The following is a 13,103-nucleotide window of genomic DNA, read 5'->3' as shown; positions in this document are numbered from 1 at the left end:
GCTCCGAGTCGGAGGTGGGCCTGCCCTTCCAGCCCGGCGCGAGGTGGGGGTTTCGCGAGAGCGCCACCTCCGCGTCCTCTCGGGCCTGCACGCGCCACGCCTGCTGTTGCTCGGTGGGCGCGTTGTCGGCCAGCGCGAGCCGCAGTCCCGCGCGCAACAGCAGGGCCTTCGCCCACGCCGGCCGCGCCGCGACGATGTGCGCGACGTGCTCCAACCCCCGCGTCAGCATGGGCGTCGCGTCTTCTCCCTGCGACTGCTTCCAGCGCCCCCACGCGAGCTGCAGCTCCCCGGCCGCCAGCACGTACTCGTGCCGCCTGGGCGCCAGCTCCACCGCGTGAGCGAGCGCCTCCGCGGCCTGCTGGAAGTCCTCGTCCTTCGCGGTGCCTCGCCGGGCCTTGTCGCGGGCGCGCACGTCCAGCACGCCGCCCTGGTAGCGCCACGCATAGGCCAGCTTCGGGTTGAGCTCGCGGGCGCGGGCGAGCGCCTCCTCCGCCTGGGCCAGGTCCGGGCCCACGTCGCGCCCTCGCGCCAGCGCGTGGGTGGCCCACAGCACATGCACCCGCGCCAGGTTGGTCCACAGGTCCGCGTCGCCAGGGAGCAGCTCCAGCGCGCGGCGGTAGTCCTCCTTCGCCGCCTTGAGGCTGGGGCCGGGGTCGTCCCCGCGCGCGACGAGGAAGCCCGCGCGCACCGCCTCCACCTCGCCCAGGTTGTTGTAGGCGAAGGCCTGCTGCGGGGCCACGGCGCGCGCCTGCTCGAAGGCCTTGCGCGCCTCGGTCAGCAGCGCCCCCACGTCCTTTCCGTCCTCCCAGCGCTGCTCGGCCTGCGCGAGGAGCGCGGCGCCCAGGCCGTTGTGGAGCTGTGGCAGCTTGGGGTTGATGTCCCGGCCCTGCCGGTAGAGCGCCAGCGCCCGCTCCAGGTCCGGCTCCGGGTCCTGCCCGTGCTCCTGTCGCCAGCGCGCCAGCTGCTCGGAGACGTCCGCGCCCTGGAAGCAGGCCATGACGTTGCGCGGGTTGAGCGTGAGCGCGCGCTCGATGGCCTCCATCGCCCGCGTCAAATCTCCCGAGGCGTCCGGGGCGCTGGGGATGGCCGCCCGCGCGCGATAGGAATTGCCGAGGTTGATCCACGCGTCCGCCTGGTTCTCCCTCACGCGGATGGCGGCGAGGTACGCGTCGATGGCCTTGCCCTGGTGGACGAGCGAATCCTCCCCGTGCTCGCTCTCGTAGTCGGCCCACACCTGGTGCGTCAGGCCCAGGTTGGCGTGGAAGGCATAGTCGCGCTCCTCGGGGCCCAGCCGCTCCAGGGCGTCGATGGAGAGGCCGAGCTGCTCGCGCGGGTCCTGCGACAGCCGCTGGCGGTGGCGGGCCCACAGCCGGTGGATGATGGCCAGCTCCAGCGTGACGCGGTCGCTCGGGGGCGCAAGCTTCAGCGCGGCCTGGGCCGCGTCGATGGCCTTGCCGAACAGCATCTCCACGTCGTCGGTGTTCTGGTTGGAGTGCTGCTCGCCCAGGCGCCGGTACAGCCGCGAGCGCACGATGAGCGAGCGGTGATGGTCCGGCGCGGCCGTGAGCGCGTAGTCCAGCGACTCCAGGCCCCGCTGGTAGGGCGGCAGCACGTTGCCCGCGCCGTACAGCTCCATCACGAGCGCGGCCAGCTCCAGTCGCCCCAGGGCGTAGTGGCCGTCGGGCTGACTCTCCGCCGTGGCGATCGCCGCCGCGTACGCGCGCCGTCCGGCCTCCAGGTCCGCCTGCGAGCCCACGCCGTCCCCCTGGTGCCAGCGCCCCATGGCGCGCGCCAGATACACGTCTCCGCGCAGCAGCGGCGCCTCGTAGAACCAGGGCTGGGTGTGGCTCATCGCCTCCAGGTGCGCCAGCGCCTCCTCGTGGCGCCCCTCGTGGAAGGCGAACAGGGCCTTCACGTACAGCGGTGGCGCCGGGACATCCGGCCCCTCGGCCTGACGCAGGTACGCCAGCGCCGGGTCCCGATAGCGCTGCTCCAACTCGCGGCGTCGCAGCTCGCGTTGCTCGGGACTGCGCCGCTCGACGTCCAGCAGCAGCTTCTCGCGGTACTGGTCTCCCAGCACCAGCGCCAGGGCCCAGGCCGCGCGAGGCTCGCGGTAGCCATGCTCCCACGCGGACTCGAGCTTCCGGCGCGCGCCCTCCACGTCGCCCAGCGCCAACAGCGCGCGGCCCAGCGCGTAGTGTCCGGGGCCCACCGCGTGTTCACCCGCCTCCCGCACCTCGGCCTCCAGCGCGTCCATGCTGGCGCGCAGGGCGGTGCGGTCCTCGCGCGTATCGTGCAGGCGCGAGAGGAACGAATAGCGCGCGGCGGCCTCGATGCGCTCCACGCGCTCGGTGAAGCTGCGTGTGAGCCGCTCGCGCTCGGCCACCTCGCTTCGCGCCAGCACCGCCTGCCCCAGCGCCAGCGCCACCACGGTCAGCGCCGTCAGGCCCGCGCTCAGCGCCACGCGGTGCTTGCGCGCCTTTCTGCGCAGCCGGTAGCCCAGGCCGCGCCGCGCCTGCACCGGCTCTCCGCCAAGGAAGCGCTCCAGGTCATCCGCCAGCGCTCGCGCCGAGTCGTAGCGGGCCGAGCGGTCCTTCTCCAGGCACTTGAGGACGATGGCCTCCAAGTCCTGGGGGATGTCCCGGTCCACCGCGCGCGGTGGCCGGGGCTCCTCCGTCTGGAGCCGGGTGATGATGTCGTGCTCGCGGGTGCCCTGGAAGGGCGTCTGTCCGGTGAGCAACAGGTACAGCGTGGCGCCCAGGCCGTAGACGTCCACGCGCCGGTCCAACCGCGCCGTGTCGCCCTTGGCCTGCTCGGGGGCCATGTAGTGCGGCGTGCCCATCACCACGCCGTGCAGTCCGCCCTCCTCGCGCCAGTCCCGCGCCAGACCGAAGTCCATGACGAAGGGCGCGAAGTCGCCATCCTCCGTGCGCTCCACCAGGATGTTGCCGGGTTTGATGTCCCGGTGGACCAGTCCCGCGCGGTGCGCGGCGTGCACTCCCTCCGCGGCCTGCCGCAGCACCAGCACCTTCTGCTCTGGCGTCAACGACGGCGCCAGTTGGCCCAGGGACTGGCCGGCCACGTAGCGCATGGCGATGTAGCCGCGCCCCTGCACCTCGCCGACCTCGTACACCTCGCACACACGCTCGTGGCGCACGCGGGCCTGGGCGCGGGCCTCGGAGAGGAAGCGGCGCGCCAGCTCCGGGTCTCCGCCCTTCACGAACTTGAGCGCGACGTTGCGGCGCAGCAGCGGGTCATACGCCAGGAACACCTGCCCCATGCCGCCCTGCCCCAGGAAGCGCACGGGCTGGTAGCGGTCCCAGTCCGGCACGGGGAAGGACGGCTCCGCGTGTGAGTCGGTGGACGCGGGGGCGGCCGGCGGGGGCACCATGGGCGTGTCCGGGTCCAGCGTGGCGGCCTCTTGCGGGCTCTGCCCACCGGAGCCTCCCAGCTCCCGGGAGACCTCCTCGCGCAGCTCGGCCAGCGTGTGCTCGCCCAGGCGCCCCTGCTCCCTCAGGAGCTCCAGGGGACTGCGTCCCAGGCCGAGCGCCTCCTCGCGCAGGGCGGCCGCCTCCTCGGCGGAGACGAGCCCTTCGTCCAGCGCGAGGAGCAGCTCCTCCTCGAACGTCTCCTGCTTCTTCCCCGCGATGTCCACGGCCCCCAGCATACGGGGTTGCGCGGTTTTACGGGGAGATCCGCCGGGGGGTCCACGAGTCCCCGGGGTCGGGGACTGGGGGAAGGGATGTGGACCCCCCGGCGGAAAACCGTCGCTAGCGGCGCTGCTTGCGGCGCAGGCGCAGACCCAGCAGCGCCAGCAGGGGCAGCCAGGACGTCGCCGGGGCCGCGCTGCAGCCGCCGCCCGCGAAGGCGCGCGTGTTCACCACCGTCCACCGGTACTCGGCGGGGGAGGCATCCACGTTGCCGGCTTCGTCGGTGGCGCGCACCCGCAGGGTGTGGTCACCGTCGTTGACGTCGTAGGTCTCCTGGCAGGCGATGAAGGGGCCGCCGTCCAGGCTGCACTCGTACGTCACGCTGCCCTCGTTGGAGGCGTACGCGAACGGAGCCTCCGGGTCTCCGGTGCGAGCCGGAGGACCGCGGCCGAACGACGTGTCCGGCGCCTGCGTGTCGATGCGGAAGGTGTCGACATTGGAGGGCGCGCTCGTGAGGCCTGTCGAGTCCGTGGCGTTGGCGACGACCGCGTGTGTGCCGTCCGCCAGCGGCGTGGCGGGCGTGCAGCTCCAGGCCCCCGTGGCGCTCGTGGTCGCCGTGCACAGCACGGTGTCTCCCTCGCGCACCGTCACCGTGGAGCCCGGCGTGGAGGTGCCGGAGATGGCCGGGGTGGACGTGTCCAGCACCGAGCCGTTCGCGGGGCCGGTGATGACGGGCGCGGCCGGCGGCGTGGTGTCCACGGTGAAGGTCACCGGGGCCGAGGGCGCGCTGGGGTTGCCCGCATCCTCGGTGGCGACGGCGGTGATGGTGTGCGGACCGTCCGTCAGCGGCGTGGCGGGCGTGCAGCTCCAGTTTCCGGCGGCGTCGGCGGTCGCGGTGCAGAGCACCGTGCCACCCTCGCTCACCGTCACCGTGGTGCCCGGCTCGGACGTGCCGCTCAGGGGCGGCGTCGAGTCAGTCGTGGTGGAGCCATTCACGGGGCCGGTGATGACGGGCGCGGCGGGCGGCCCGCTGTTGATGATGATGTCCACCGGCGGAGCCGTCTCCGTGGCGCCCACCTCGGTGGAGGTGAGGACCACCGAGTGCGGACCCTCGGGGATGTTGCCCAAATCACACGTCCAGTGGCCGTTGTTGTCGACGACGGCGGTGCACGCCGGGGTGGGGCTGCCGTCGACGTAGACGTTGATGGTGGAGCCCGGCGAGCCGGTGCCACCGATGACAGGGTTCGACACGCCGCCCGGAGTCGGGTCCGTCAGCACGGGGATGAGCTGGCAGATGGACAGCGAGTCCACGCGGTAGGCCACCGCGGTCTCCGAGTTGTTGTTCAAGGCGCAGTCGGTGTCGACGAGCGCCAGGCGCACGTCACCCGAGGCCGCGTCGAAGTCGCGGCGCAGCGGGAAGCCCAGCTCCATCGCGGCGTCACGGGTGGTGGACGGGGGGCCCCCCGCCGGGACGAAGCCGAGCGAGAAGCGCTGCTCGCCCGTGCCCGACGTGTGGTTGAAGCCGAAGATGCCCGGGTACCAGTTGGTGCCACCGGAGTAGCTCACTGCTCCGGAGACGTAGCCGACGCGGTAGCGGCCCGGCACGGTGAGCGGTGCCTGGATGGCGCCCGCGGCCAGCTCCGGTTCGTCGATGCTGGACACCTGGGTGCACTGGCTGCTGCCCTGCCGGGTGAAGAACACCCGCACCTCGGTGTTCTTGCAGCCGTGGGCCGCCTCGATGGTGCAGGTGGCCGAGCAGCCGTCGTTGGCCTCCGTGTTGCCGTCGTCACAGGCCTCCGAGCCGGCCTTGATGCCGTCGCCGCACGTCACGGCGCAGACGGAGGGGTTGCCGGTGCAACCGTGGCCCGCCTCGATGGCGCAGGTGGCCGAGCAACCGTCGTTGTTGGCGGTGTTGCCGTCGTCGCACAGCTCCCCGTTGTCGAGCATCGCGTTGCCGCACACGTTGGCGGTGACGCAGACGTCCGTGTGGGGATTGCAGGTGCCGCTCTCGCAGACGCCGGAGGCGGCGCAGGGCTGGCCGTTCTCCCAGAGGCAGCGCGGCGAGCAGGTGTCACCGCTGTTCAGGTTTCCGTCGTCACACACCTCGGAGCCGGCCACGACGCCGTCGCCGCAGGTGGTGGCGCAGCTGGAGGGCAAGCCGCTGCAGTTGTAGCCCGGCTCCTGGGCGCAGATGCCGGAGCAGCCGTCGCCGCTCAGCTTGTTGCCGTCGTCGCACGTCTCGCCCGAGTTGATGGTGCCATTGCCGCAGGTGTTGAAGCAGGCGTTGCCGGGGGGCGGGCAGCTGTAGCCGGAATCCACGGCGCACGCGGTGCAGCCGTCGCCGTCCGTCATGTTGCCGTCGTCACACGCCTCGCTGCCGGCGGTGATGCCGTCGCCGCAGAGCGTGACGCAGTCGGAGGGCGTGTTGGAGCAGGAGTAGCCTGGCTCCACGCCGCAGCCCTGCGAGCAGCCATCACCGGCGGTGGTGTTGTTGTCGTCGCACGTCTCGTTGGCGTCCACCGTGCCGTTGCCGCACGTCGGGGCACACACCGAAGGCCCGTTGGAGGGCCTGCTGCACGAGTAGCCCGACTCCACGCGGCACTCGGTGGCGCAGCCGTCGCCCGGGTTCAGGTTTCCGTCGTCGCACTGCTCACCCGGATTCACCGTGCCGTTGCCACACGTCTTCGCGCAGGGCTGGCCCACGGTCGGACAGGAGTAGCCCAGCTCCAGGGTGCAGGCGTTGGAGCAGCCGTCGCCCAGGTTCGTGTTGCCGTCGTCGCACAGCTCGCCGGAGTCCAGTCGCGAGTTGCCGCACAGCGGAGCGCAGCTGGACGGCTGGCCCACGCACTCGTAGCCGCTCTCGATGCGGCAGGAGTTGGAGCAGCCGTCGCCGGACAGGCCATTGCCGTCATCGCACAGCTCGCCCGGGTTGATGGTGCCATTGCCGCAGGTGGCGACACACGCCTGTCCCGGAGTGGGGCATGCGTGGCCGGCTTCGATACGGCAGGACGCGTTGCAGCCGTCGCCGACGGTAGTGTTGCCGTCGTCGCACTGCTCGCCCGAGTTGAGCAGGCCGTTGCCACACGTCGCCGCGCAGGAGCTGGGCGCGCCGGCGCAGCCGTAGCCAGGCTCGATGCCGCAGCTGGCGCTGCAGCCGTCGTTGTTGACGGTGTTGGCGTCGTCGCACTCCTCACGCAGGGACACCGCGCCGTCGCCGCAGCGGTCGTCGTAGGCGTCCACGAAGAGGTAGCGGAACGCGTTGGGCGTCGACTGCGCGTTCTCGTTGCACAGCTCGATGCGGTTGAGGCCGATGCGCCAGGCCGCCGTCGTGCCGAACTCCCGGATGATGTTCTTCTGCCAGGAGTTGCCCGCGGGCTCGCTCACGGTGGTGGGCGTGAAGGGCGAGCCGTTGACGGCCGCGCTGTCGAACTCGTTGTCGTTGAACGTGGCCAGCCGCATGCGGAACTGGGCGATGTTCGTCGTCGAGGGGATGATGAAGTCCTGGTAGACGCACACGGGCGCGCCCAGGGGGGCCGCCATGAAGCGGGCCGTGGTGATTTCCTGCGGCCAGTCCTGGGCGTTGCGCACGCCCGTGGCGGCACCCGTCGTGCCACCCCGGTAGAACCAGTGCGGGTCCGCGCCGGACTCCAGGCGGCGGTTGTTCTGGTCCACGCCGGTGTTGAAGAAGGCGAGGCCCGCCCTCACACAACGGCTGGGTGTTCCCGCGCAGGCGAAGCCGGGCTCCACTTCGCACATGCGGCTGCAGCCGTCGCCCTCGGTGCGATTGCCGTCGTCGCAGATCTCCTGGTCGAAGTTGGGCCACTGGCGGTTGTTGAAGACGCCGTTGCCGCACAGCGACAGGTCGCACGTGGCGGTGCAGCCGTTGGCGCCAGCGGCGGTGTCGCCGTCGTCGCAGGCCTCGCCCGGGTTGACGACGGTGTTGCCGCACAGGCTCGCCAGCGAGCAGGCGCGTCCGGGGACATGACAGAGATAGCCGGCCTCGACGGTGCCGGTGGCGGAACAGCCGTCACCGCTCATTGTGTTGCCGTCGTCACACTCCTCGCCGGGCTGGATGCGTCCGTCGCCGACGACCTCGGCGGCCTGGCTGACCAGGACGGACTCCTCGACGGGAGGGGGTGGGGTGTTCTGCTCGCAGCCGGTGAGGGCGGTGAAGAGCGCGAGCGCGAGCGCGGTGGAGAGCCCCGAGCGCGAGGACTTCACGGGCTCGGAACAAAGGGGGTCAGGGACACGTGTGTTCATGGAATGTCTGCCTCACTTCTCGATGGTGTCGGTGGGAGCGCCCTGCTTCGTCTCGACGCCCTCGGCGTCACCGACGATGCGGAACTCCACGCGGCGGTTCTTGGCGCGGCCGGGCTTGGTGGTGTTCTCGGCGATGGGCTTCGCGGGGCCGAAGCCCTGCGACTCCAGCCGCTCGCGGCTGAGGCCCTTGCCCACCAGATACTTCACCACCGCCTCGGCGCGGCGCTGGGACAGGTCCAGGTTGTAGTCGGCCTTGCCCGTGTTGTCGGTGTGGCCCTCGACGCGCAGCTTCTCGATTTCAGGGTGCGACGAGAGGATGGACGCGACGCCGTCGAGCAGCTTGTGGCTGCGCGCGCTGATGACGTCCTGGTTGTTCTCGAAGAAGACGGCCTCGAGGATGCGAATCTGGCCCTCTCCAATCTGCGCCAGCTGCTTCTGCTTGCAGCCGTGGTTCTTCTCCGTGCCCGGCTCGTCGGGGCAGTTGTCCAGGCGGTCCACGAGGCCATCGCCGTCGCGGTCCTTGTCCGGGCAGCCGCGGTTCTCCTTCGGGCCCACCTCGTTCATGCAGGCGTCGCGCGCGTCGGCCACGCCGTCCTTGTCGTTGTCCGGGTCCGGGCAGCCGTTGGTGTCCTCGAAGCCGTCCAGGTCCTCCGCCTCGCGCGGGCAGGTATCCTTGGAGTCGGCCAGGCCGTCGCCGTCCGTGTCCGGGTCATCCGGGCAGCCGTCGGAGTCCGCGAAGCCGTTGACGTTCTCCGCCTTCGCCGGGCAGCGGTCCGCCAGGTTGAGCAGGCCGTCCTTGTCGTCGTCCTCGTCCGCGCAGCCGTTGAGCTGGGCGAGGCCCGGCGCCGTCGGGCAGCGGTCCGCGAGGTTCTTCACGCCATCGCCATCCGCGTCCAGGTCGGGACAGCGGGCCGCGTCGTGGGGCTGGCCCGCGACACATGACGCCACCGGCGTGTTGCCAGGGCCGAAGTTGACGCCCGCCAGCACGCGGAACTCCGGCGTGCCGGGCGTCTGGCCGAAGCCCGGGCCGCCCATGACGTAGAACTCGGTGCCGTTGCTCGTCGGCGCGCGCAGACCCAGCAGCACCTCCAGGGACTCCGGCGCGTCCGCGAAGGGCAGCGTGCCACGCACGACGAGCTCCTCGCGCAGGCCAAACAGGTGGGCGGTGAGGTTCACACCGCCGTTCATCTCCACGCCCATCTCGTCGCGAAGCGGGTCCGCGCCGGGGGAGAGGGCGTACGTCTTGGTCCGCACCAGCGCGCCCACGTCGGCGCCCACGCGCCAGGTGTCGCCCAGCTTCTTGCCCAGGCCCAGGCGCGGGGTGAAGACGAAGCCGTCGTCCTTCGTGAGCACTTCCTCACTGCCCAGGGGCAGCGCCGCGCCCAGGTGCAGGCCCACGTCCAGCGGTCCACCGCGCGACTCGGACAACAGGCCCGCGCGCACCTGCAGCCAGGGCGTGCCCAACGAGCTGGTGTCCGGCGTGTCGAAGCCGAGCGTGCTCGTGTCCGGCCCCCACTGCGCGACGATGGGCACCTGCGCGCCCACTTCCAACCAGTCCGTCACAGCATAGGCGCCACTGAAGTGCACCGTCATGCGGTCCGAGATGATGGTGCCCTGCCGCTGGTCGTTGCGCAGCAGCACCAACGGCTCGTTCTCGTAATGCGCCGTGAGGGCGATGCGGAACGTGCCGTCCGGCAACAGGTCGCCGGTGGACAGCACGAGGCTGTCCTTCGCGCCCGGGTTGAGCTGCAATCGCTCCAGCTCGATGCTTGGGATTCGCTGGGCCTGTGCTTGAGCGGAAAACGCCCAGAGAACGGCCAGTCCTCCGAGCAGGGGATGACGACTTCTTGAATTCAAGGGTTCCTCCACGTCCGCGCTGCTCACCGGGAGCGCGCGCGGCCTTCAGCCACCAAATGTGTGTGAGTGCACATTTGCACGCCCCGGGCCAGGGCGTCGTGGGCGGTAGGCAGGAGGACGAGAGCCCCTGCTGACGTGTCAGGGCACGTCCGGACGCCAATGCGCGTGCCGTTGACGTGTCAGGTCAGCCAGAGGCGGGTGGAAGCAGACCCTCCCGAACTCCTCGAAAAGAGTCCGGGAGGGAGGGGCGCATTTCTAGCGCAGTGGCAGGTCCAGCCAGGACGGGCCACTGAACGCCAGCGAGGCGCCGGTGGTGTTGGCGTCGAAGTAGAGCGGGTCCTCGGTGTCGACGACGAGCGCGAGCCGGTGCCAGGCCGGGACGTCGTACGCCGTGGCGGGGAACACCAGGTTCAAGTCGAGCGGCGCGCCGGGCGTGGCGCCCGTCCAGCTCAGGGGGACGTGGGTGATGAGGCCTCCGAAGTCGCCGGCCAGGTCATAGAGGTAGGCGACCACGGTGCCCGACGCCGTCGTCGGGGTGATGCGCAGCCGCAGCGTGGCCGTGCCGCGAATGGCGACAGCGTTCGTGGAGAGCCCGGAGGTCCAGACGCCCGCGTTGAGGCGGTTGACGCCCGGCAGCCAGACCACGGGAGGAATCCCCGTCAGCGCCTGGAGCCCGTTGGTGAGCAGCGCGACGCCCGCGTCGGCGTGGGTGTCGAAGCCGCCAAAAATGGTCCGGGATGGGTTCGTGGACGAGCCGCCCAGCGTGCCGGTGCCATCGAGCAGGCGGATGGCGCCGAGCGCGTGACGTTGGGTGCCCGAGGACACGTCGGCCCAGGACGTGTAGCCCTCCACGTCGCCGTCATAGGTGCGCAGCACCACGGGGGCCTCGTTGCCGATGCCGGTGTTGATGCCGGCCACGTACTGGTCCATCCAGCGCGTCACGCTGGTCCACACATGGTTCTCCAGGCCGAGCAGGCCCGTGGCCTCGACGACGGCGTGGTCCCCGGGGGCGAGCTCCAGGCGCTTGGGGCCGGTGAGCTGGCCGAAGAACGCGGAGAGCTGGTTGGGCGGAAACAGGCTGTCGCCATACGCGTTGGCGATGAGGATGGCGGGCGCGTTCGCGTTGATGCGGTCCACGTAGGTGGCGGCCGAGCGCACGCGGCCCCAGCTCTTGATGCCCTCGATGTCGCGGTTGGCGAAGTAGTTGTCGATGGTGGTGCGCAGCTCGGGGCTGGGACGGCCCAACAGGCGCGAGGCGATATCCAGCAGGGCCACCGCCTGGGGCCTGCGCGTGTCCCCGCCGTACAGCGAGGCCACCAGGTCCGTCCAACCAGAGAGCGCGGCGACGGCCTTCACGCGCGGGTCGAAGCCGGAGGCGATGAGCGAGATGCCGGCGCCGTACGACACGCCCGCAAGGCCGATGCGCGCGCTGTTCGTGGGCGTATTCGCCACCAGCCAGTCGATGACGCGCGAGGTGTCCGCGATGTCCGCGGGTCCGCCCGTGTCGATGCCACCACCAGAGGCCCAGAAGCCCCGGGGCGTGTACGAGAGGGCCACGTAGCCCTTCTGCGCCAGCGCCTTGGCCTGGGCCAGGTACTCCAAATCATTGAGGCCCCAGCTCGCGATGAAGACGACGGCGGGATGGGGGCCGGGCGTCGTCGGCGCGATGAAGTTGGCCTTCAGCACCACGCCATTGCCGACCGGGATGTCGACGAACTGGAAGCCCGTGGTCGGCACCGCCGCGAGCACCACGCGCGCGACAGGGGAGGGATTGGGAACGGATGCGGCCCCGGCGAAGGGGACGAGCAACGCCAGGAGGAGGGACGGCAGTCGGAGCAACCGGGGGGCAAGACGCTGCGCCATGGAGCACCTCACGGGACTGCTGGCTAGAGGGGGAGCGTCCACCGTAACGGTAGATTGATTCGTCAATCAAGGTATGTCTAGGAAGACTTGTTAAGCAGATTTCATCGTCCCGGGAGGGAGTAGCGGCCTTCCTTGTGGAGTTCGCGGGTGATGCCGTGGAGGAGGTCCTGTGCGCGAATCTGTTGGGGCGTGCGGACGACGGCCTTGAGGCAGGCGTGGCGGAGCACGTTGATGATGGCGCCACCGGACAGCTCGTGCTCGCGCGCGAGTCGGGGCAGGTCCACGTCGGGCGCGAGGGGGAAGGGCTTGTCGCGGAAGCACGCCTCCCAGAGCCGCAGGCGCTGCGCGGGGCCGGGCATGGGGAAGTGAATCATGGACTGGAAGCGGCGCGCGAAGGCCTCGTCGAAGTGCGAGCGCTGGTTGCTGGCGAGCAGGGCGATGCCTGGGAAGTCCTCGATGCGCTGGAGCAGATAGGAGATCTGCTGGTTTGCGGCCTGGTCATTGGCGTTGCGCGACTCGGTGCGCTTGCCGAAGAGGGAGTCGGCCTCGTCGAAGAAGAGAATCCAGCGCTGGAGCTGGGCGTGGTCGAAGAGGCTGGCGAGGTTCTTCTCCGTCTCTCCGATGTACTTGGACACGACCTTGGAGAGGTCGACTCGGAAGACGGGCAGGCCCGTGGCCTTGCCCAGGAGCGTGGCGGTGAGCGTCTTGCCGGTGCCGGGTGGGCCGTGGAAGAGGCTGCGGTAGCCGGGCTTGAGCTGTTTGCGCAGGCCCCAGGTGTCCATCAGCGTCCGCTGGTGGCGCGCCCAGGTGATGATGTCCTCCAGCTCCTCTCGCAGGGGGCCATCGAGCACGAGGTCGTCCCAGGTCTGGAGCGTGGTGAGGCGCTGGGCGGGGAACTCGGGGCCGAAGGGAGGTTGGTAGGTACCTCCGGTGGTGAGGCGCTCCAGGTACTCCGGCGTGAGCTGGAGGGCGGCGGACAGGGGCGGCTCGTCCGGGTGACGGCGCTCCAGGCGCAGCACGCGTCGCGCGAGGAGTGGGTGCTCGGGATGGAAGAGGCGGTGATGGGAGAGCCGCGCCGAGAGGTCTTCTCCCGCGAGGAGGAACAACGCGGTCTCACCCGTGGGGAGGAAGCCGCCGTGGGAGCTGCCCACCAGTCCGCCGAACTCGGTGAAGCGGCGGTCCAGCGCCTGGTTGCGGATGAAGAGCGGGTCCAGGACCGCGGGCTGGATGTGAGGCAGGTACGCGAGGATGAGGAGCAGTCGCTCCGGAGGAGGGAGCTCCAACTCGCGGACGACGTCCGCATAGGGTGCGGAGAGCTCCGGCAGGCGCGGGGGGGAGAGGGCGTCCTGAAGGGACTCGTGTGGAGCGTCTCCGGCGTGCTGCTTGAGGCGGAGGTCCAGCAGTTGGCTGAACCAGGCGACCTCGGCGCGGATGCACGCGGCGTTCGCATCGAGAGAGGGGGCGTCCATGTCG

General features: G+C 70.9%; 5 protein-coding genes. All 5 read right to left on the bottom strand.

Annotated features, from left to right (window positions below; genetic code table 11):
- The coding region (locus HR086_RS00400) for a serine/threonine-protein kinase (RefSeq protein ID WP_174464516.1) at positions 1 to 3,667 on the bottom strand (3,667 nt) is incomplete at its 3' end.
- A gap of 103 nt (positions 3,668 to 3,770) precedes the next feature.
- Positions 3,771 to 7,871 (bottom strand): DUF4215 domain-containing protein, encoded by a 4,101-nt coding sequence (locus HR086_RS00395; protein WP_373564240.1) that lies wholly within the window; start codon positions 7,869 to 7,871, stop codon positions 3,771 to 3,773.
- A gap of 51 nt (positions 7,872 to 7,922) precedes the next feature.
- Positions 7,923 to 9,767 carry an OmpA family protein gene (locus HR086_RS00390; RefSeq protein WP_217441634.1) on the bottom strand — a complete coding sequence of 615 codons (1,845 nt, stop codon included), beginning with the start codon at positions 9,765 to 9,767 and terminating at the stop codon, positions 7,923 to 7,925.
- 255 nt (positions 9,768 to 10,022) lie between these two features.
- Positions 10,023 to 11,630: a CocE/NonD family hydrolase gene (locus HR086_RS00385; protein ID WP_141644319.1), complete on the bottom strand. Its 1,608-nt coding sequence runs from the start codon at positions 11,628 to 11,630 to the stop codon at positions 10,023 to 10,025.
- A 101-nt stretch (positions 11,631 to 11,731) separates the two neighbouring features.
- Positions 11,732 to 13,099 carry an ATP-binding protein gene (locus tag HR086_RS00380; protein ID WP_174464513.1) on the bottom strand — a complete coding sequence of 456 codons (1,368 nt, stop codon included), beginning with the start codon at positions 13,097 to 13,099 and terminating at the stop codon, positions 11,732 to 11,734.
- Between the last annotated feature and the right edge of the window lie 4 nt (positions 13,100 to 13,103).

Source organism: Myxococcus sp. CA039A (assembly GCF_013336645.1).
GTDB lineage: Bacteria > Myxococcota > Myxococcia > Myxococcales > Myxococcaceae > Myxococcus > Myxococcus llanfairpwllgwyngyllgogerychwyrndrobwllllantysiliogogogochensis.
This window is presented reverse-complemented; position numbering and strand designations above follow the sequence as displayed.